This is a genomic window from Thermogemmatispora onikobensis, assembly GCF_001748285.1.
GTDB lineage: Bacteria > Chloroflexota > Ktedonobacteria > Ktedonobacterales > Ktedonobacteraceae > Thermogemmatispora > Thermogemmatispora onikobensis.
Window position 1 is genome coordinate 23,818 of record NZ_BDGT01000017.1, and the last position, 20,609, is coordinate 44,426.

Sequence of the window (20,609 nt, forward strand, 5' to 3'; positions counted from 1 at the left end):
TGCTAGAAAGATCGCTCCTTCCGGCGTGCTCGACGGACATCGTGGTCTATCATTCGTGGCAGACCACGAGGCCGGGCTCCCTCTGGCGCATGCCTCCGTTTGGCTTCCTGCGTATCAGGAGACACTAGGGGTGCAGCTCCAGGTGACCTGGATGCTATTGGCTGGCCCCTCGAAGAGTAGCAGAGCGGAAGATGGGCAGGCCTTGGTAGGGATCGAGACCTGGATCGACACCTTCTGGCCGGGGGGCAGGGTCCCGGCGGCGGGTGCAAACGTAACGCCGCTGATGCCGCTGCTGGAGCTGCTCCAGTTCAGCGCAGCGGCGTTCTGACTTGCTGCCTCGATCGTGACCAGGCACTGCCAGCTGGTCTCAGAACTGGAAAGCTGGCAATCTCTAGTTGCCTGAAGCGTGCCCGACTGCGGAGAGTCTAAAACCAGCGCCGGGGCAGGCTGTACTGTCAGTGTCACGGGGATGGTGAGCTGGCTCTGCCCGCTACTGAGGAGAATCTGCCCCTGGTAGCTTCCCGCTGCGAGTCTGGTTTGCAGGCTGCTCACAGAGACCGTGACCGAGGTTGAGCGATTCGCGTTGAGGGTGCCGCTGTTGCTGCTGAGATGCAGCCAGACCTGTTTTGTCTCCAGTTGCAGGGTGGCCGACCAGCTCTCCAGGCCGCTGCAGCTCTGGATGGTCAGGGTCTGAGGTGCCGGGTCGCTGGTGGAGGCCACAGCAGTGAAGCTGAGCGAGGTAGGCGAGGCGCTCAGGCAAGGCTTGACCACGATCAGTGTCACCTGCAGGAGCAGGGCAGGATGGCCGGCGTCGTCACTGAAGCTGATCTCGGTGCTGTAGCGGCCCGCCGCCAGGGTGCTGGTGCTTGCGCTGAGGCTAATCTGCTCTTCGCCAGGCGCGGCCAGCAGACCCGAGGTGGCGCTCATAGAGAGCCAGGGGGCTTGCTGGTTATCCCAGCTGGCCCTCCAACCAACGGCGCCGCTGCCGGCGGCGCAGAGGGTGATGTTTTGCTCAACAGGCGTACTATAGCCGGCGCTCAGCGGACCAAAAGTCACGGCTGAGGGATTAACGCAGCTCAGTCCCCCACTGGGAGGGGGAGTCGTTGGGGCGGCAGTTGCCGTAGCTGTCGCTGTTGGCGAGCTAGTCGGGCTAACCTCCACTGTTGGTGTCGGACTGCTGGTCGTCGAGGGCGTCGGGCTGGTTCTCACAATAGTAAAGGTCAGGCTTGCGCTGCGGGAAGTTAGTGTCTCCTGGGCCTGGATTGAGTGCTGACCCAGGGGCCATGCAGGATCGATGGTGAGCGTGGCATCGAAAGTCCCGTCTCCTCGTGTCTGCAGACTATTCCCCTCTAGTGCCTGCCAGACCAGTGTCGCTGCATCGAACAGCTCAGCCGAGACAACCCCTTGTTGTGGCCGCTGTTGCGGGGCCGCTCTGCTGCTGAAATGCAAGGGAAGATGGTGATCAAGCGTCAGAGTCACCGTGCTACCGGGCAAGAAATGGGAGCCGTGCAAGTGCAACAAACCACCCGGGGTCACGGTCGAGCTGCCAGAGAGTAAGGCAAGCGTGGGCGACCAGATAGTAAAGGCCGCGGCCACAGTGCTGCTCGTAATCAGTAAAGCGGCGCAGAAGGCGACCAGGGCGAGTGTCAACCAGGCCGGTGGCCCGCTGCTCGGACGAGCGAGCGGCTGCCAGGAACGGCGAGAGGTAGACGGGCTGGCCGCAGGGAGAACAGCCTGGGCCAGCGGCTGCTCAGCTCGCGGCTGGAAACTGGTAATCTCCTCGCCGTGACTCGAAGCTTTGGGACTGTGGGGAGGTCTACCGCGCACATAGGGCACAGGGGCTGGCGGGTTGCCCTGAACATGGGGCACCTGCCCCTGACTGGCTACCAGCTTTTCCCCGCCTGGCAGGGGCAGAGGCAGAATCCAGGTCCGACGACGCCGAGGCTCTTCCTCTTCCTGAGCAGCCCGGTTGTCCTGTTGAGCGACAAAGGTAGCCTCTACGGAAGGCGAAAGGGGCAAAGGGGCCGGCCCTCCGTCCTCATCTGAGGGGGGAGAGGAAAGGGGCTCTGGGATCGTCTGCCACCAGTCTGAGATCGTCTCATCGTCTGAAAGGCCGGGTGGAGCAACAGGGCCTGGTTCCTGTTCCAGCGGCAGTGGCCGCGTTGCTTCATCCTGCTGCTCAGGCTCTTCCTCCCTACCTTCACCGGCAGAGGTCCGAACTGAACCAGATGCGATGCTGGACGGCTGCTTCATAACGATACCGTCCCTGGCCTGAAGTGGCTGGGTTGGCTCCTCTGTGGGCAGAGGCTGCCCGCAGTGTCCACAAGATCTGGCATGATCTGGCAGCTTCGTGCCACAATAGTTGCAGGCGCGCATTGCGACCCTCCTGCGCAGCGTAATCGCTCTTGTGCTCGGAGAAACTGTGTCTAGTCTACCATAGTCCGTCGTAAATAGGGAGTCTGCAAATTCTTCCTGAGAAATCTGCGGCAGTCGACGAGAAAGACTACGAGAAGAAGATCGCAGCGCCAGGTACCTCCCTGGCCTTTAGAAGTGCTCTGGCGGTGCAGAAGTGAGCGTCTGGTCGGCTGAGCGCACGTTACGAAATATTCACCGAACATGAGGAAAGGAGCCTAGAAAGGGGATGTGGACGAGAAATGTGCGATTGCAAGAGCAGGCGGAGCAGCTCAGCAGCGGTCGCCAGGACCTGATAAACGCTATTGAGGAAGCCTGTGACTGGGTAGAGCGAGCTGAACCCAAGCTGGCCGCTCTCTTGCCCGAGGAAGGAAGACGCGAGCGACTGCGTAGAGAGGCTATAAGCCTGCAACAACGGTATCCTGATCCAACCGAGCGGCCCCCGCTCTATGGCATCTTGTTTGCCGTCAAGGATCTCTTCCACGTGCATGGCTTCCCGACGCGGGCCGGTTCTCAGCTCCCGGAGGAGGTTCTCAGTGGGCCGCAGGCCAGCAGCGTGACCCTGCTGCGCGAAGCGGGAGCGCTCGTGCTCGGCAAGGCCGTCAGTGCTGAATTCGCCTATTTCGAACCGGGGCCAACGCGCAACCCGCTGAATCCCCTCCATACGCCGGGTGGTTCCAGCAGCGGCTCCGCGGCAGCAGTGGCTGCCGGTTACTGCCCGCTCGCGCTCGGAACTCAGACCATCGGCTCGGTCCTGCGTCCGGCGGCCTTTTGTGGCGTTGTGGGCTTCAAGCCCACCTTCGGACGCATCTCTGCCGATGGCCTGGTCCTCTGTGCCCCTTCCCTCGACACCGTGGGTCTGTTTACTCAGGACATCACGGGGCTGCTTCGCGTGGTGCCTCTGCTCTGTCGCGGCTGGCGTGGCTTCCTCCCTGCTCTCCCTCCTCCTGTGCTGGGGGTGCCGGAAGGCCCATATCTTGACCAGGTCTCCCCAGAGGGGCGGCGTGCCTTTGAGGAGCAGCTGGTTCGCCTTCAGCAAGCGGGCTATCGCCTCAAGCGCGTGCCAGCGTTGCAAGATATTACCTCTGTCAATCAGCGCCATCTGCGTCTGGTCCATGCCGAGATGGCTCGGGTGCATGCACGTTGGTTTGAACGCTATGCTGCCCTCTACCGTCCGCTGACTGCGGCTGCTATTCGCGAAGGCGCGACGATCGGCATTCAAGAGATTTTAGAGGCGCGAGCAGGGCGTGAGATCTTGCGCACCGAGTTGCAGGCCCTGATGGCGCGTGAGGGCATTGATCTCTGGCTGGCCCCGGCGGCCCCTGGTCCGGCTCCCCTGGGTCTGCAGACAACCGGCAGTGGCCTTATGAACTTGCCCTGGACTCAGGCCGGCCTGCCTGCTTTGAGCCTGCCAGCGGGCCTGGCGGAGAACGGCCTACCGCTTGGCCTGCAGTGTGTGGCTGCTTGGATGCGCGATGAGGAGCTGCTGACCTGGGCCAGTTCGTTGGCGGCTGTAGTCACTGAGCGGACCTGATGTTTACTCGCTCCTGCCTGCTCAGGTTGTCGGTGTTCGGCTGGCATCGGCGGGCCGTTGCAGACCAGCAGCCCTCTCTGCTTACGGGCCGCTGAGGACACAACCACCGCTCTGATTGCTCCATTCCTCCTGCACAAGGTAGCGATGGCCATTCCAGGTGACATTCCCCCCATCGGGACCCGGCGATCCGAACTCCCAGGAGCATTTGTCACCGATTTCGCTTCCCTGGCTATCGTACCAGGCATTGAGCAGCGGGTCTGTGGCCCCTTCCATCTGCTCATGGGAGGCCACGTTGATGCTGCTCTCGGCGTCGCTATCGTGGTTTGGCGATGAGGGAACGCCACAGGCCTCGGGATCGCTGCCTGTATAGGGAATGACGGCGTAGATTATCTCCTTGTCGAAGTAGCCATGATAGGCACAAAAACTAGAGAAGCTACAGTAGCTGTTATAACAGATGTTTTCTCCTCGGGCCGTAAAGACAAAGAACATGGTGGCAAGCGAGGCAGTCCAGCCCTGGGTCTGCAGCGCCCGCCTGACCTCGTCCTGGATCTGGGCGTCGCTCAGGGTTGAGGAGGGATATGGGCGGTGGTCGGTCCAAGACCCGCCGAAGCTGGCGCCACTGGGAACCTGACCGCTGCTATCGCCGTATTGTGTATTGTTGTGATAGAGCGCGGAGCTGCCCACATCCTGGAAGTAGCGTTCGATCAGCTGATGATAGCCTGCACTGACCTGGGAGCCAGCCGGTTCCCAGAAGATGGCATAAGCTGTCATCGTACGGCTCATCACTGGGCCATCGTGGTAAAGCAGGTTCTGGTTAGCAGCTTGCGGCCTGGTAGTCCGGGCAGAGCGTGTTGCCAACGGATGCCAGCCACTGAGGGAGTGAGCGGCGCTCATGGTGGCCGAAGGAGCAAGCGGCCACAAGGAGCCGATGCTCAGCCAGATTCCCAGAGCACCGCAGGCACTAAGTAGCCTGAGCAGGTGGGAACACCAAGAGTGCCGGGTGGTACGATGTTGCATAGTGCCAGCAAACAACATTGTTCCTCCTCTTCCTGTTCCTGCTGCAATAGAGATGACTTTATGCTGAAAAGCTGGGCTGGAGGATGAGCGAGCAGACGAGCGAATGCTGCTTAGGGGGTGAGTATACTCTGAGAAGCTGTGTGACTGCTTCGTCTGGCCTTTAGGCGCTGGCAAAGGAGCCTACCGACTGACGGCCATCTTCCTTACGCGCGGCTCTCTTAGACAAGATTGGCGCTGCTAGAGAAGTCCTCACCTGGCGGCAGGCTCAGAGGGATCTACCGGGGAGGGCAGAGATGAGCGTTTCTCCTAGAAGAAATTGCTGTTGACAGCCGCCATCATCTCGCTCGCAGGGGAGCTGGCAAGCAGAGCGCGCTAGAGCTTCTCCCAGAGCAGACGCCTGGTTCCGATTCTGAGCTGGCAGCAGGCAAAGAAACGGGCCAGTATAGGCGACCAAGGCTTTGAGCGCTTGCTGCTCTGGTCAGGCTTTCAATCAGCCTTTCTCAATCAGCCTTTCTCATCAGGAGGTAGGGTATGGTCATTGAGCTAGAGACCCGCATTACTGAGGTCACTGTCTATGGTGATCGGGCCCTGGTCAAGCGGCAGGGGGGCCTCTCCCTGGAGGCTGGCGAGCATGAGCTGCGCATCAACTATCTGCCGCCCTTCCTCAAGGACTCCCTGCGCGCGAGCGGTAGGGGGCCAGCGGGAACGCGCCTGCTCGGTGTTGAGACGACCACAGCCTTCTTGCCGCGTCCACCCGAACAAGAGCTGCTGCGCTTACAGACGGCTTGCGATCTGTTGGATCGCAAGGTGCAGCTCCTGCAGGCTCGTCAGCAAGCCCTGGAGCAGCGCCGACGCTGGGTTCAGGCCCTGGGCGAGCAGGCGCCGACGCTAATCCAGGGTCTGACCCAGGGACGCTTACAACCGGGCGATTACCAGAGCTTTTTTGCTGCTCTCCTGGAGCAAATGCTGCAGGATGCCGAGGCTTCCCAGGATGTGGCTATCCAACTTCAACAACTGCAAGAGGAGTTGCAGGCTAAGAAACGTGAGCTGGAGCAGAAACGTCTTGGCAGCAATCCTGACCGTCTGGCCGTGCTCGTCAACGTGGAGCTGCCACAAGCTGGTGAGCTGAGCCTGGAGCTGAGCTATCTGATCGAACGGGCCGCCTGGCATCCCAGCTACGATGCGCGTCTCTCCTTCACGGATCACAATGACGGCGCTGGCGGTCTGGAGAGCAACGTTGATCTCACCTGTCTTGGCCTGGTGGAACAGCACAGCGGTGAAGATTGGAACGAGGTCACGCTGGCGCTCTCCACGGCACGTCCAGCCCAGGCGACGGTTCTCCCCGAGCTGAAGCCCTGGTACGTAGATACTTTCCAACCGGTTTTCACGCCGCTCGTAGGGGCGGCCCCTGCTCCGGGGTCCCCTCCTGTGTTCTATGCCATGCCCAGCCCCAGCCCCAGCCCCGGCTCACGGCAGCAGCGAGCCTTGCCAGCAGCAGCCCTCTCCGAAGAGAGCCAGATCCAGGCCAAAGAAGAAGCGCCGGCCAGCGAGGAGGCCGTCGAGCTGGGGGCCGAGATTGAGCAGCGGGCCACTGCCCTGGTCTATCGCTGTGGAAGCTCCATCAGCATTCCCGCCGACGGCTCGCCCCATCGAACGCTCATTGCCCAATATCGACTTCCCTGCCGGCTGGAAGTGGTTGCGATCCCTGCCTTGGAGGAGGCAGCTCACCTGCGCGCCACCGTAGAGAACAGCAGCGGTGGAGTCCTGCTCAAAGGCAAAGCCAACATCTTCGTCGATAACGAATATGTTGGCACCACAGAAATCGACCTGACCGCTCCTGGGCAAACCTTCCGCCTCTTCCTTGGCCTCGACGACACCGTACGCATTCGGCGTGAGTTGATCGAGCGCAAGGTTGAGCAGGGCGGTCGTCTGCAGGGGAACCTGCGACGCATCACCTATGCCTACCGCATTACAGTGGAGAGCTTCGCCCGGGGCGAGCGTCGCGTCGTGATCATGGACCGTCTGCCCGTCTCGCGCCACGAACGCATCAAAGTGAATATTGTTTCTCTGCAGCCGGAGCCACAGGAGCGCAGCAAGCTGGAGCAGCTTACCTGGCAGTTCATCTTGCCCGCTGGGGGCACGCAGCAAATGGAAGAGCGCTTCGTGGTCGAGCACCCGCGCGATTTGCGCGTCATCGGTCTTCCTTGACTTGAGGTCTGCCCTCAGCTGAGTGGAACGGGGAGCCGCGTGCATTTTACAGATTCAGTGCTGCACTGAGGCAAGATGGCATGCAAGGAAAAATGTTATAATAACACAGGGTTGCACTATCTAAAGAACCCGATCGGCTCCCCTGTCAGCCGGGGTACTCACTGAGGAGTCTTCTCTGAGTCACCCTGGTGATGACCATCGGGCCGAAAGGAGACCACATGCGCGAACTGATTACCCTGCGTGTCAATGGTGAACGCTATGAGGTGGCGGTGCTGCCTCATCGGACCTTGCTGGAGGTCCTGCGTGAGGATCTTGGGCTGATCGGCACAAAACATGGCTGCGAGCTCGGCGAGTGTGGCGCCTGTACCGTGCTCCTCGACGGCGTACCGGTCCTCTCTTGCCTGACACTGCCGCTAGAGGTCCAGGACGCTGAGATTACGACCATTGAAGGACTGGAGGAGCAGGGCAGGTTACACCCACTGCAGGAGACCTTCGCCGAGCTGGGAGCGGCTCAGTGTGGCTACTGTACTCCTGGGATGCTCCTCTCTGCTGCAGCCCTCCTGCGTCAGAATCCCCATCCAACGCGCGAAGAGATCAAGCAGGCTCTTGCTGGAAACCTCTGCCGTTGCACCGGCTACACCAAGATCTACGAGGCGATCGAAGCCGCGGCGGAGCGTCTGTCTGCCGTGCCCAAAGACGAGTGGCAGCCCGATGCTGCTCTGCGGCCCTGACGGCGGCATGCTGGCACAGTGGGACTGAGCGGCTATTGTCCGCTCAGCCCGGCACCGGTACACACAAGGGAGGAGAAGCTATGGACGAATGGCGGCGCCTGCAACCGCGCAAAGCAGGTCCCTACAGAGTAGTAGGTCAGCCCCTGCCCAAAGTTGATGCCTATAGCACTGTGACCGGGCGGGCCATCTATGCTGACGACATCATGCTCCCGCGCATGCTCTACGGCGGCCTCCTACGCTCGCCTCATCCCCATGCACGCATTCTCTCCATCAACACTCGTAAGGCGCGGGAGCTACCGGGGGTCTTGGCGGTTATTACTGGCGAAGATCTACCGCGCAAATACGGTATTTTGCCTTCCAGTCAGGATGAGACGGCCTTAGCCATCGACAAAGTGCGCTACGTTGGCGATCCAGTAGCTGCCGTGGCCGCCGTTGACCCGGACACGCTGGAGCAAGCCCTGCGCTTGATCGAAGTCGAGTATGAGGTCCTGCCGGCCCTCATGAGCATCGATGAAGCGCTGGCCCATCCTGACATCAAGATTCACGAGGAGGCGCGCAACGGTAACATTCACAAGGCCGTTTCCTACGAATTCGGTGATGTCGAGGCTGGCTTTGCCGCTGCCGACTACGTACGTGAAGACTGGTTTTACTACGAGGGCAATAACCACGTGCCGATCGAGACCCATGCCTGTGTCGCGCGCTGGGAGCCAGACCCTCATGATCCTGTCGGAGGAAAGCTCACCCTCTGGTCTTCGACCCAGACCCCTCACTATGTCCATCGCGAAGTCAGCAAGGTCCTGGGTATTCCGCCTTCTCACCTGCGCGTGATTGCTCCCCATGTGGGAGGGGGCTTCGGGGGCAAGAGTGATCCCTTCTCGCATGAGATTTGTGCCTGTGAGCTAGCGCGTCGCACGGGGAGGCCTGTCAAGATCACCTGTACGCGCGAAGAAGTCTTTCTCATTCATCGTGGACGCCATCCAGTCAAGATGTGGATCAAGACGGGTCTCAAGCGTGACGGGACCATCACCGCCATGCATTTTCGCTCCTTTCTGGATGGCGGGGCCTATGGCTCCTACGGTGTCGCCACCACCTACTATACGGGGGCCCTCCAGCCGGTCACCTATGCTCTGCCCGCCTACAAATTCGAGGGCATGCGCCTGTTCACCAACAAGCCACCCTGTGGCCCCAAGCGTGGTCACGGTACGCCCCAGCCGCGCTTCGCCGTCGAGGTCCATCTCGACAAAATCGCTGCCGATCTGGGGCTTGATCCGATCGAGCTGCGTAAGCGCAACCTGGTGCGGCCCTACAGTCGGACCATCAACGGCCTGCGCATCACAAGCTGCGCGCTGGAGGAATGTCTGGACCAGGTCGTAGCTCGCTCTGGTTGGCGTGAATTTCAGGCGGCCCGTCCAGCGCGCGAGGCCGATGCTGAGAGGCGCTCCTCCTCCGTTCGCTACGGCATGGGGCTGGCGGTCTCAACCTACATCTGTGGGGCCGGCAAGCCGATTTACTGGAACGATATGCCCCATTCCGCCGTTCAGATCCGACTTGATCGCGGTGGTGGAGTCACCGTCTACTGCGGCGCCACCGACATTGGCCAGGGTTCAACCTCGGTGCTTGCCTATATTGTGGCCGAGGAGCTAGGAATTGAGCCGGAGCGCATCCACCTGGAGACCGCCGATACCACCCTGACCCCGGTCGACCTTGGCTCCTACTCCAGTCGTGTCACCTTCATGGCGGGCAACGCCGCCATTCAAGCGGCCAGACGTCTGAAAGAGCTCCTGCACAGCGCTGCGGCTGAGCGACTGCGCCTCTCTCCTGATCGCCTGGAGAGCGGCGACGGCTGCATCTACGCTGTCGACGATCCACAGGTCGCCCTCTCCTTTGAGCAGGCCGTGCAATTGGCGGAAGCCCGCTACGGAGCGCTGGTCGCCGCCGGCTCCTATGCACCGCCGGAGGACATTCATGGCGACTTCAAGGGGGCCGGAGTTGGTCCTTCACCCGCTTACTCATACTCGGCCTGCGTTGCCCTGGTGGCGGTCGACAGCGAGACAGGCGAGGTCAAAGTGGAAAAGCTCTGGCTGGCTCATGATGTGGGCCAGGCGATTAACCCTTTACTCGTTGCTGGCCAGGTCGAGGGAAGCGCCTACATGGGCTACGGGGAGGCCCTCATGGAGCAGCAGATCTTTCGCAAAGGGCGGCATAAGATCCCGTCGATCCTGGACTACAAGATTCCCACCACCCTCGATACCCCAGAGATTGAAACCATCCTGGTTGGCCAGCCTGACGAAGAAGGCCCCTTTGGGGGCAAAGAGGCAGGCCAGGGGCCGCTGCTGCCCGTCATGCCGGCCATTGCCAATGCCATCTATAACGCTGTTGGCATCCGCATCGACGAAGTGCCTATCACACCAGATAAGGTCTTGCGCGCCCTCAAAGCAGCTCGTAGCGAGCCAGGCGAGCGTCCGCTACCCCCACCGCGCGTCATGCCCATTGCCCTGAGCGGGCCGTGGCCAGCGCGACTCATTCGCTGGTCGCCCGAGCGTTTGCCCAGCCTGAGCAACGGTCACCAACAGCAACAGAAGCAGGAAGAGAGCACTCCCCAGGGAGCGGCTTCCACCCCCTCCCAGCTTCCACGGAAAGGAGGAGCTGTCTGATGCTGCGCCTGCCTCCTTTTCGCTATCTGGCACCACGCACCCTGAGCGAAGCGACACGGCTGCTTGCCGACGAGGGACCAGAGGCTATGCCTGTGGCCGGTGGAACAGACCTGCTGCCCAATATGAAGCGCCGCCAGTTGACGCCAGCCGCCTTGGTTGGACTGCGCCGTCTACGCGAGCTGAAGGGGATCAGCGGCTCCCCAGAGGTGGGAGTGCGTATCGGCGCAGGTGAGACCCTGACAAGCATAAGCAACCATCCACTCATTCGCTCCCAGTATCCGGCCCTGGCTCTGGCTGCCGCCGCAGTCTCTACTCCGCAGTTGCGCAATGCTGGCACGCTTGGCGGCAATATCTTGCTTGATACGCGCTGTAACTATTATAATCAAACCGAATTCTGGCGCCATTCCATCGGCTATTGCATGAAGCGTGATGGCAACATCTGCCTGGTCGCTCCAGGCAGCCCACGCTGCTGGGCCATCTCCTCGGCGGATACGGTGCCCGTGCTTGTCGTCCTGCAGGCACGGGTACGACTGGTCAGCGTGCGTGGCGAGCGCGAGATACCGATCCAGGAGCTGTTCCGTGACGACGGCATGCGCCCTTATACACGTGAGACCGATGAGATCTTAAGTGAGATCTGGCTGCCGCCTGCGCCTGGTTGGCGCAGCACCTATCTCAAGCTACGTCGACGTGGCTCCTTTGACTTCCCCATTCTAGGTGTGGCCGTGGCCCTGCGTCGTGAGCAGGATGGCCGCATAGGCGATGCGCGCATAGCCTTGGGCGCTGTTGCTTCTCATCCCGTGGAAGCTGAAGAGGCAATGGCGCACCTGCGGGGGCAGCAGCCAACACCTGCCCTGCTGCAAGAGGTAGCCTCCCTGGCGGCAAAGCGCGCCAGGCCACTGGACAACGCGGATCTGACAATCACCTATCGCAAACAGCTCACACCGGTCTATGTTCGACGAGCGCTCGACCTGCTGCTAGAGGAAGAACAGGGCGGCGGAGCTAAGTAAGCTTGGGGCCGACTCTGAAGCGCTCCGCCGCTGTCCAGGCGTGTTACTGGATGAGAAAGCTCCGCCCGTCTACCCGGTAGGTCGGAAAGAGAGGGCCGTCCTTTGTCTGCCGTCTGCGGGCCCCTGGCTCTATCTGGCCCGGCAGGCAGCCCCTGCCCTGCCCCGCCCGGGCGCAGGCCAGGCTTCCAGCGAGAGCTACTTGCTGCAACCACAGGTACAGGACAGGCAAAAACGGAGGAAAGAGAAGAAAGAACAAGAATGCCGCAAGGAGAAGAGAAAGGATATGGCGCGCTTTCCTGTCCGCCGGGCAGCTCGGGACCGGGAGTGAAAGGACGTGATCCATGCCTCAATCGAATCATCCACGGCTGGAGACTGCTTCGCGTTCGCTGATTGAAGCGCGGCAATTGGCCAGGCTCCAGCTAGGGCTGACGCGCATTCTACCGCGCAATAGCTTCTACGAACGAAAATTGTTGGCCAATGGCCAGCCGCTCTCTCTCACGCGGCTGCGCGATCTATCGCGCTTGCCCTTTACGACCAAACAGGAGCTGCTTGCCGATCAGGAGCGGCACCCACTCTATGGCGAGAACATGACCTACGCGCTCAGCGAGTACGTGCGTTACCATCAGACATCGGGCACGACCGGACGCCCCTTGCGTGTCCTCGATACAGTTGAGAGCTGGAAGTGGTGGGCCGACTGCTGGAAAACGGTCTATCAGGCGGCGGGCGTCACTCGTGACGATGTGATCTTCATCGCCTTTGGTTTTGGACCCTTCATCGGCTTCTGGGCGGCCTATGAAGGGGCCAAAAATCTGGGCGCCCTGGTGGTTCCCGGCGGCGGCATGGACTCACTGCAGCGGCTGCGCATGATGCAGGACGTGCAGGCCACGGTCCTGGTGTGCACGCCGAGCTATGCCCTGCGTCTGGCAGAGGTAGCCCGTCAGGAGGGTCTTGATCTGCGGCAGCTCAAGGTGCGTATTACCATCCATGCAGGCGAACCGGGGGCCTCGATTCCGGCCACGCGCCGGCGCATTGAAGAGGCTTGGGGGGCCAAAGCTTATGACCATGCTGGCATGTCCGAAATGGGTGCCTACGGCTTTACCTGCGAACAGCAGCACGGGCTGCATGTCAATGAAGGCGAATTCATCGCTGAAATTCTGGACCCTCGCTCAGGCCAGCCTGTGCCGGTGGGCGAAGTTGGCGAGCTAGTGCTGACCAACCTGGGGCGGTGGGGCAATCCTGCCCTGCGCTATCGCACTGGTGACCTGGTGCGCAATGGTGGCTATAGCTGCCCCTGCGGTCGGGCCTTCCTCCTACTTCCCGGGGGGATCTTGGGGCGCATCGACGATATGCTCATTGTACGCGGTGTCAATATCTATCCTTCAGCAATCGCCGATATCTTGCATCGCTTTCCTGAAGTGGCCGAGTATCGCATCATCATCACCAACAATGGGCCGCTGGATGAGATCGCGCTCCAGGTCGAATGCCCTTCCTCCTTGGTCAGTGAGATTCACGAGGCCCTGCGGGCTGCTTTCGGCTTGCGCATCCCTGTCGAGGCTGTCGAAGAGGGAAGCCTACCGCGCTTTGAGCTAAAGGCCAGGCGTGTGGAAGATCGCCGTAGGCGGACGCTCTAGGGCTGTTGCTCTCCTCGTGCCTCGCTTGCATCACTATCTGGCCAGAGCATATAATAAGTCGATTCGTAAAGAGCGTGCTTTTGTTTGCTGTTCAAGGAGGAGATCCGTGAACACGAATGTTGTGTCCCTTCCTCAAAGATTTCCTCCAGAGGAAATCTGGCGCCAGTCGCACTTTGCCTCCAAAGGGTTGGAGATCGTGCCGAACCCGCCCCGTGTTGGGGAAGCGGCCTCGATCCGTCTTCTCCTCTGTAATGAAACAGGGCAGTCACTCACGGTGCGGAAGATCTCGCCGCGGGTCTACTCCTTTGGTATCGGGTCCCTCAGGCAGGAGCGTCTGCCGGAGCGAGGGCCTTTGACCTTAGCCCCGGACCCGGCCCGTGTCGAGACCCTCACCTGGCAGTGGCTTCCGACTGCCGCCGGGCACCGTTGTCTGCGTATCCATCTCGACATCGAGGGATGGTCAGACCCCTGGATCGTGGGCTGTAATCTGCGCGTGATCGAGGCCACGGCAGACACCTCCCGCTGGCTGGTACCATTTCTGCTGGGGAACCCCACCGAGAAAGCCCAGCCCCTGCGCCTGCGCCTTAACCTCCAGAGCACTGGTCTGGAAGAGGGAGCCTTCCGGGCCTGGGTTGAGCTCCCGCAAGATGGCCGCCGCCTGATGCTCAGAGAGCCGCTCTGGTTGCAGCCCCATGAGGAGCGCTTTGCTTTGCTGATGATTCGCACCCATCCCCAGGCAACCGAGCCCTTCGAGCTGATCAGCGATGTCGAAGCCTGGCTCGGTGATGCCTTCCTCGATGGTATTCGTGTCATTGTCCAGCGCAGGCTGCCTGCCGAACCGTTGGCTTCTCCTGGCAGGAGAGAGGTAGACAGTAGGTTCCTGGTCGGCCTGCCTGCAGGGCTGGGAAGAAGCAAAGCGTAGCCTGGCGGTAGTGGGGCGGTGGACGGACCGCCTCCTTTCGCTGCTCGACCGGTGGCTCATCCAGCGCACCCAGGCTACTGTCTCCGTGGCCTGCCTGGGGGCCACCGGTCCTGTCTTTCTCTCTTGCCTCGTTCGCCTGCTCAGGTCTCTGCTTACCTTCTCGGAGGAAGAGCAGAGAAGCTCATTGCAGGTCATGATGCCCTCTTGGGCGGCCAGCGACCGTGAGCTGAGTAGAGCCATCTGCCCGTGCAGGACAGACAAGGGACGCAATAGCACTCTGTGCATTCTCTCAGGAAGAGAGGTCTATGCAAAGCGAGCTACACTCAACGGAAGCGCCGGTGAAATGGGGGATACTCGGCGCTGCCAGCGTCGCCCTCAAGCGCGTGATTCCCGCTATGCAAGCGGCTAGCAATGCCCAACTGGTGGCCATCGCCAGCCGTGAACCGGACCGTGTACGTCTGCTAGTATCTGCCCCCCCAGCCGTGCGCGTCTACAGTGATTATGAGAGCCTGCTGGCAGACGGAGAGGTAGAGGCCGTCTATGTGCCCTTACCCAACAGCATGCACGCAGAATGGAGCATTCGAGCCTTGAAGGCCGGCAAACATGTCCTCTGCGAGAAGCCACTGGCCCTCACCGTTGAGCAGGGGCTAAGCATGCTCCAGACCGCTCGCGCCCAGGGGCGACTGCTCATGGAAGCCTTCATGTATCGCTTCCATCCTCAGATGCTCTGGGTCATGGAGCAAATCAGCGAGGGCCTCATTGGGGCCGTCAAGCTCGTGCGGTCCTCCTTCTATTTTGACCTGCGCAGCCGTCCCCAGGACATTCGCCTGCAGACTCCTCTTGGGGGCGGCTCGCTCGTTGATGTGGGCTGCTACTCGCTCAATCTCTGCCGGGCTATCTATGGCCGGGCCCCCCTGGCGGTCGGGGCGCGTGTCTATGCTCCGGCCCGCGGAGAAGTGGAGCGGGCCGTTGTGGCCTTCCTCGATTTCGGGGAAGGGCGCTTCGCTCTCGTTGACAGCAGCTTTGAGCTGCCTACCCGTCAGCTTGCTGAGATCGTTGGCGAGAGCGGGACCCTTCTTCTCAATGGTCCCTTCACCCCTGGTCAGACAGAGACCACGGTGACTCTCACCGTCGGCGAACAGATTGTTGTGCGCCGCTTCCCGCCCAGCGACCCTTATCGTCTGGAGATCGAGCATTTTGGAAGCTGCCTGCGCACCGGGCGCCCCCCCTTACTGCAGCTTGAGGAATCGCTAGAAAACCTGGCCACTATCGAGGCCATCTATCGCTCCGCTGGCTATCAGTGGCCGCCTGGTTGAGAAAAGCAAGGAGCGCCAGCCTGCTCTGGACCCTGCCCAGCCTGAGCCGGACCCTCTCGCGGCTGGTCCTGACCTTCGACAGTTGTGCTCCAGCATGTGGTATGATGCTCTCGTCGAGAGCAAGCCTGCTCAGGTCTACACTGATAGAAGGGACGAGCAAGCGTGAGTCGTGTCGAATTTGGCTTAATGCTGCAGATGATGCAGCGTCCTCCTTTGAGTCCAGATGAGCTATGGGACTATAACCAGCGGCTGATTCAGGCTGCAGAAGGATTCAGCACGATTTGGGTCGAAGATCACTTTGACTGGGGAGAGGCAGCCGTCATGGAATGCTTCTCGACCATGTGCTATGTAGCGGCGAGCTATCCCCACTTCAAAGTCGGCTCCCTGGTCCTTGGCCAGGGGTATCGCAATCCGGCGCTCCTGGCCAAGATGGCTGCGAACCTGCAACTCATGTCTGGCGGGCGGCTAATCCTTGGCCTTGGAGCTGGCTGGCAAGAACATGAATATCGCTCCTACGGCTATCGCTTCCCGAGCGTCAAAGAGCGGATGGAGCAGCTAGAAGAGGCCATTCAAATCATACGGCTCTTGTGGCAGGGCGGTCCGGCCACCTTTAGCGGGCAGCACTATCGCATCGAAGCAGCCCACTGCCTGCCGGCTCCGCGGCCACCAATCCCTCTTCTCCTTGGTGGCGGAGGAGAACAGCGCACCCTGGCCATCACAGCGCGCTATGCCGACCTCTGGAACTTCAATTCCTGCACGCTCGAAGAATACAGTCGCAAACTGGGCATCTTGCGCCAGCACTGCCAGCGTCTCGGGCGCGATCCTGCCGAGATCACCCTGACCTATCTCAGCACCGCCAGCGTTGCCGATGATCCTGCCCTGGTCGTACGCGACCCCAAGAAGCACTTCATCGCTGGCAGCCCTGCTGAAGTCATTCGTGAACTAGAGCAGTTCATCGAAGTCGGAGTCTCCCACTTTATCTTCCGCTTCCTGGACATCCCCTCGCTGGAGCGCTTTGTGCGGAGCGTCGTACCGCATTTCCGCTAAGGCCAAAAGCGCATTCAAGGCGGGACGTGGAGCCGATCAGAACGGAGGGACCGGTTCCTGCGCTGAGGCAACGACTGGAGACGTGCAGAGCGGGACCGGCCCCTAACCAGGCCAGACCTTCAAGGAAAGTCCTGGCCTTCCTTTAGCGCACCAGCTCAGCAGCAGAGGGCTTCAGCGCCTCGGCCCGGGGCAAGGCTCGCGAAAGAATCACGCCCGTGTTCAGCCCGACCGTGTGCAGGCCGCCAAAGAAGCGCGCATGTTCCATCTTGATGCACTTATTCTGCACGAAGATTAAGCCAGCCTCCTGAGCCAGGCGTCCGGCCTCATCGTTGCGAATGCCGAGCTGGAGCCAGAGCACCTTCGCCCCAATGCGAATCGCCTCCTCAGCGATGGGCAGCACATCCTCGGGCTTGCGAAAGACATCCACCACCTCAATCGTTTCACCGGCCTCCTTGGCCTCGGTCAGCGAAGCGTAGACCCGTCTTCCGAGGATCGTCTGCCCGGCGTAGCGCGGATTGACCAGAATGATATGGTAGCCCTCGGCCTGCAGATAAATGGCCACGAAATGGCTCGGGCGATAGGGATCAGCCGAGATGCCGACAATGGCCACATGGCGATACGTCTGAAGGAGCTTCAGACGGTCGTACATATCGGGAGCATACTGCATCATAGAACGCTCGACCTCATCCTTCTTAAGACAAATGCAACTCAAGCCATCTTTGTCCACCTCGCCGCGGCCAAACGCAGGGAGCCACGGAGCAAAGCGTAGGCAAGACCTCGCCCTTTATTGTACTGCAGAGAGAGGAGAAACTGCAGCCACCGCTCACCTTCCGTCTACCCTACAGTATCCCTGCGCCTTCCAGCGCGAGGGCTGCCGGGCCTCAGAGCACATGTGATACGATACTACATAATAGTCAGCCAGTGCCCGGCCCGGTGAGCGACGATCTCTGCGCTCCTTGCTCTCCGCTGCTCAGGCTGGTCTGGGCTGACTGACGATCGAGAGCAACACCACCCAAAAAAGGAGCCTTAGCCTACACGAGAGCAGAAAAGAAGAGGGGAATAGAGGATGCCAGAAATCGACGGCGATCATAGCTTTGGTTTCAACACCCTGTCTGTCCATGCTGGTCAGCGGCCCGACCCGACCACCGGGGCCAGGGCAGTACCCATTTATCAAACGACGTCCTTCGTCTTTGACGATACCGACCATGCTGCCCACCTTTTTGCTCTGCAGCGCTTCGGGAACATCTACACACGCATCATGAATCCCACCACGGCGGCCTTCGAAGAGCGCGTCGCTGCCCTGGAGGGAGGCACTGGGGCACTCGCCACCGCCTCGGGCATGGCGGCCCAGATGGTCACCATGCTAACGCTCCTGCGGCCCGGCGACGAGCTGGTCTCATCCAGCAGCCTTTACGGAGGCACCCACACCCAGTTTGACATTACTCTGCGCACCTGGGGGATCAACACCATTTTTATCGATAGCAGCGATCCTGAAAACTACCGACGTGCCATCACGCCACGCACACGTGCTCTCTATGGGGAGACCATTGGCAACCCGCGGGGAGATGTGCTCGACATCAAGGCGGTAGCCGAGATTGCCCACGAGGCCGGCCTGCCGCTCATCGTCGACAACACCTTCGCTACTCCCTATCTCTGCCGTCCCTTCGAGCACGGAGCCGACATCGTAGTGCACTCAGCCACCAAATTCATCGGCGGTCATGGCAACTCCATCGCCGGCGTCCTTGTCGAATCCGGCAAATTCCCCTGGGATAACGGCAAATTCCCGCATATCGTCGATCCGTCCCCGGGCTATCATGGCGTACGCTTCTACGAGACCTTCGGCGACTTCGCCTTCGTCATGAAGGCTCGCTGTGAAACCGTGCGCGATACAGGCCCCTGCTTGAGCCCCTTCAATGCCTTCCTGTTGCTGCAGGGCCTGGAAACCCTCTCTTTGCGCATGGAACGGCACTGCCAGAACGCGCTGCAGGTTGCTCAGTTCCTCAAAGAACATCCTGCAGTCAGCTGGGTCAACTACCCGGGCTTGCCCGATAGCCCATACTACGAACTGGCCAGGCGCTATTTGCCGCGCGGAGCCGGCGCCATCTTTACCTTTGGCGTCAAAGGCGGCTACGAGGCCGGTAAGGCCGTCATCAACAATGTCCGCCTCTTCTCCCACCTGGCCAACGTCGGCGACACGCGCAGTCTGATCATTCACCCGGCCAGCACCACTCACCAACAGCTTTCCGAAGAGGATCAACTAGCGGGCGGAGTGACGCCGGATATGATCCGCGTCTCCATCGGCATCGAGGATATCGAAGACATCCTGTGGGACCTGGATCGCGCCCTGCATGCCGCCATGAAGGTGGCCTGATCTTGAAGCGACGTTGACCCTACCTAGACAGACCCTTCAAAGGCTGACGTGACGGCGATCCGGTAGCCGAAACTTCCCCCGGCCCCGGGAAATGGCGCATGAACTCGCGTTATTTGCCGGGGCCTCACTCTCTCCTGGCGCTCGCCCACCTGCCCGCCTCCTTGTCTTCCCCCTTCGCTGCTCTGCTGCGCACCGGCGCCAGGCCCTCTTTCTCTTCTTCTCTTCATTTGTGCATTTATATCAATCAACATTACAATGTATTCATAAATTATTACAATGCAGATTCTTTATTGACATCAATGGGAAAGCGTGTTATATTTTTCCACGCTTCGATAGGAGAAGGTGCTCGATCGAGTGCCTTCGGGAATATCGTGCAGTCTGTTCCGTCTGAAGTAGAAGCGGGAAGGGACTGCGTAACATCTTACAGGTGTCAAGTGGAGGAAGGCATTGCGAAGAAAAGCTTCCTTGATTTTGGCGGCATGTGTGCCGTTGGCGCTTGTGATAGCGTTGTTGAGTCTGGGGCTGTCGCAGCTTGTGGGGGCGCGTGCCTGGCACACGAGCTGTAAGTCGACGGGCTTTAGCTGGCATGGAGTCACGCTGACGGCGGCGCTGGTCAACCCCTCGACCACGGTCACTGGGGTCGTCAACGCGACGGGCTGTGACGTTGGTGTTTTTTTCAGCAGCGGTGTGACCGGCTCCATCGTCAATGCAGATATTTATGGGGCGCTGGACTTTGGTGTGTTGAATGTCGGCGCCAACGTCACGATCAAGCAGTCGCGTATTCATGACATTGGCGACGTCCATCTGAGCAACATCCACGTTGGGGTGGGTATCTATTTCGCCAATGACAGCCATGCCTGTGGTACCATTGAAGGCAACACCATCACGCATTATCTGCGCTCGGGTGTGATTATTGCCGGTCCATCGGACAGCGCTGTCATCACCAACAACACCTTGATTGGTCTGGGTCCGATTTCCTTTGTAGCTCAGACAGGCATCCAGGTAGTGGGAGGAGCGCATGTTTCCCTCAGCGGCAACCATATCACTGCCAATGTTTATGTTGGCAGTCAGCCGGCGGTTGCCGCTGGCATTGCGGTGGTTGGTGGCTCCTGTTATGGTCTGCCTCTGACGCTGGGCCTGCAGCTGAAGTCGAATGTCTTGCAGGACAACGATATTGGTATCTGGATCTCCGAGCTGACCGTTGGAACGCGCCAGGGTCTCTGTGTCGCGGCCCGTACAGCCACCCATATCGTTCTGCTCAGTAACACCATTAGCAATGCGCGCATCCTCAACGTGAGCGGCGCGGCGGGCCAGTCCTACCAGGCCGGCATTACCATTCAGGGCAGCGGCGTCAGCATCGTCAGCAATACGATCTGTGGCGCCGGCTATCTGGCCGCTACCCGGGCTACTGTTTCGGGCTACATTTACCCGATCGATCTGGTGCTGGCCACTGATCTCAAGCTGAGTGGCAATACTGCCTGTGGCGGCTCCGCCTTGAATCTCTCGCTTGGCCTGGGCACCACCGCTGACATTCAGAGCCACTTGCTGGTGGCCTTGGTACTCTGACCCCCGCTCGCTAGAGGCAAAGGGCGTCGGGGACCTCCTGGCGGTTGGCCGCCAGCCGCAGTTGCGACGGCAGCCGTCAGGTCTCTCGCCCCTTTGCCTCGCCCTCCTGGCTCTATTCAGGTCGGCCTGATAGCCTGCGGGGGCAACAGCAGCCAGCAGCGCCAGACCAGGAAGGAATATTCCTGGACTCGCG

The 20,609-nt window shown here is 60.6% G+C and carries 14 protein-coding genes; 11 read left to right on the top strand and 3 right to left on the bottom strand.

Translation table 11 applies throughout. The features are described from left to right. Positions 1–114: 114 nt before the first annotated feature. A complete protein-coding gene (locus BGC09_RS09490; RefSeq protein WP_141727709.1) occupies positions 115–2,019 on the bottom strand; it encodes a BACON domain-containing protein in 1,905 nt (634 codons plus the stop codon). A gap of 622 nt (positions 2,020–2,641) precedes the next feature. Here BGC09_RS09490 and BGC09_RS09495 point away from each other — a divergent pair. Beyond that, positions 2,642–3,946, top strand: a complete 1,305-nt coding sequence (locus BGC09_RS09495; protein ID WP_069803674.1) for an amidase — start codon at positions 2,642–2,644, stop codon at positions 3,944–3,946. Between the two features lie 81 nt (positions 3,947–4,027). On the opposite strand, the gene BGC09_RS09500 is transcribed toward BGC09_RS09495, so the two are convergent. After that, complete coding sequence (locus BGC09_RS09500) at positions 4,028–4,717, bottom strand: hypothetical protein (RefSeq protein WP_069803676.1); 690 nt, start codon at positions 4,715–4,717, stop codon at positions 4,028–4,030. A 777-nt stretch (positions 4,718–5,494) separates the two neighbouring features. On the opposite strand from BGC09_RS09500, the gene BGC09_RS09505 reads away from it, so the two are divergent. The 8 genes from BGC09_RS09505 to BGC09_RS09545 all read left to right on the top strand — a co-directional run bounded on the left by BGC09_RS09505 (position 5,495) and on the right by BGC09_RS09545 (position 16,479). Continuing rightward, on the top strand, positions 5,495–7,171 hold the full coding sequence (locus BGC09_RS09505) for a mucoidy inhibitor MuiA family protein (protein WP_069803678.1): 1,677 nt from the start codon (positions 5,495–5,497) through the stop codon (positions 7,169–7,171). A 218-nt stretch (positions 7,172–7,389) separates the two neighbouring features. After that, complete coding sequence (locus BGC09_RS09510; RefSeq protein ID WP_069803680.1) at positions 7,390–7,902, top strand: (2Fe-2S)-binding protein; 513 nt, start codon at positions 7,390–7,392, stop codon at positions 7,900–7,902. Positions 7,903–7,982: 80 nt separating this feature from the next. Beyond that, on the top strand, positions 7,983–10,556 hold the full coding sequence (locus BGC09_RS09515) for a xanthine dehydrogenase family protein molybdopterin-binding subunit (RefSeq protein WP_084658295.1): 2,574 nt from the start codon (positions 7,983–7,985) through the stop codon (positions 10,554–10,556). Then, positions 10,556–11,563: an FAD binding domain-containing protein gene (locus tag BGC09_RS09520; protein ID WP_069803682.1), complete on the top strand. Its 1,008-nt coding sequence runs from the start codon at positions 10,556–10,558 to the stop codon at positions 11,561–11,563. Before BGC09_RS09515 ends, BGC09_RS09520 begins: the two co-directional genes overlap by 1 nt. 341 nt (positions 11,564–11,904) lie before the next feature. Next, positions 11,905–13,194, top strand: a complete 1,290-nt coding sequence (locus tag BGC09_RS09530; protein WP_069803686.1) for a phenylacetate--CoA ligase family protein — start codon at positions 11,905–11,907, stop codon at positions 13,192–13,194. A 106-nt stretch (positions 13,195–13,300) separates the two neighbouring features. Continuing rightward, on the top strand, positions 13,301–14,116 hold the full coding sequence (locus tag BGC09_RS09535; protein ID WP_069803687.1) for a hypothetical protein: 816 nt from the start codon (positions 13,301–13,303) through the stop codon (positions 14,114–14,116). Positions 14,117–14,421: 305 nt separating this feature from the next. Next, positions 14,422–15,432 carry a Gfo/Idh/MocA family protein gene (locus BGC09_RS09540; protein WP_069803689.1) on the top strand — a complete coding sequence of 337 codons (1,011 nt, stop codon included), beginning with the start codon at positions 14,422–14,424 and terminating at the stop codon, positions 15,430–15,432. Between the two features lie 162 nt (positions 15,433–15,594). Continuing rightward, the gene (locus BGC09_RS09545) at positions 15,595–16,479 is read left to right on the top strand and encodes an LLM class flavin-dependent oxidoreductase (RefSeq protein WP_141727710.1); all 885 of its coding nucleotides are present in this window, start codon (positions 15,595–15,597) and stop codon (positions 16,477–16,479) included. 142 nt (positions 16,480–16,621) lie between these two features. Here the strand turns inward: BGC09_RS09545 and BGC09_RS09550 are convergent, their stop codons facing one another. Then, positions 16,622–17,146: a CoA-binding protein gene (locus BGC09_RS09550; protein ID WP_069803768.1), complete on the bottom strand. Its 525-nt coding sequence runs from the start codon at positions 17,144–17,146 to the stop codon at positions 16,622–16,624. A 399-nt stretch (positions 17,147–17,545) separates the two neighbouring features. Here BGC09_RS09550 and BGC09_RS09555 point away from each other — a divergent pair, with 399 nt between their 5' ends. Both BGC09_RS09555 and BGC09_RS09560 read left to right on the top strand, forming a co-directional pair. Next, positions 17,546–18,850, top strand: a complete 1,305-nt coding sequence (locus tag BGC09_RS09555) for an O-acetylhomoserine aminocarboxypropyltransferase (RefSeq protein WP_069803693.1) — start codon at positions 17,546–17,548, stop codon at positions 18,848–18,850. Between the two features lie 465 nt (positions 18,851–19,315). Then, a complete protein-coding gene (locus BGC09_RS09560) occupies positions 19,316–20,416 on the top strand; it encodes a right-handed parallel beta-helix repeat-containing protein (protein ID WP_176728892.1) in 1,101 nt (366 codons plus the stop codon). Positions 20,417–20,609: the final 193 nt, after the last annotated feature.

Coding starts and splice junctions, on each gene's coding strand:
- BGC09_RS09495 (WP_069803674.1), top strand. CDS start 2,642: ATGTGGACGAGAAATGTGCGATTGCAAGAGCAGGCGGAGCAGCTCAGC.
- BGC09_RS09500 (WP_069803676.1), bottom strand. CDS start 4,717: ATGACAGCTTATGCCATCTTCTGGGAACCGGCTGGCTCCCAGGTCAGT.
- BGC09_RS09505 (WP_069803678.1), top strand. CDS start 5,495: ATGGTCATTGAGCTAGAGACCCGCATTACTGAGGTCACTGTCTATGGT.
- BGC09_RS09510 (WP_069803680.1), top strand. CDS start 7,390: ATGCGCGAACTGATTACCCTGCGTGTCAATGGTGAACGCTATGAGGTG.
- BGC09_RS09515 (WP_084658295.1), top strand. CDS start 7,983: ATGGACGAATGGCGGCGCCTGCAACCGCGCAAAGCAGGTCCCTACAGA.
- BGC09_RS09520 (WP_069803682.1), top strand. CDS start 10,556: ATGCTGCGCCTGCCTCCTTTTCGCTATCTGGCACCACGCACCCTGAGC.
- BGC09_RS09530 (WP_069803686.1), top strand. CDS start 11,905: ATGCCTCAATCGAATCATCCACGGCTGGAGACTGCTTCGCGTTCGCTG.
- BGC09_RS09540 (WP_069803689.1), top strand. CDS start 14,422: ATGCAAAGCGAGCTACACTCAACGGAAGCGCCGGTGAAATGGGGGATA.
- BGC09_RS09550 (WP_069803768.1), bottom strand. CDS start 17,146: ATGCAGTATGCTCCCGATATGTACGACCGTCTGAAGCTCCTTCAGACG.
- BGC09_RS09555 (WP_069803693.1), top strand. CDS start 17,546: ATGCCAGAAATCGACGGCGATCATAGCTTTGGTTTCAACACCCTGTCT.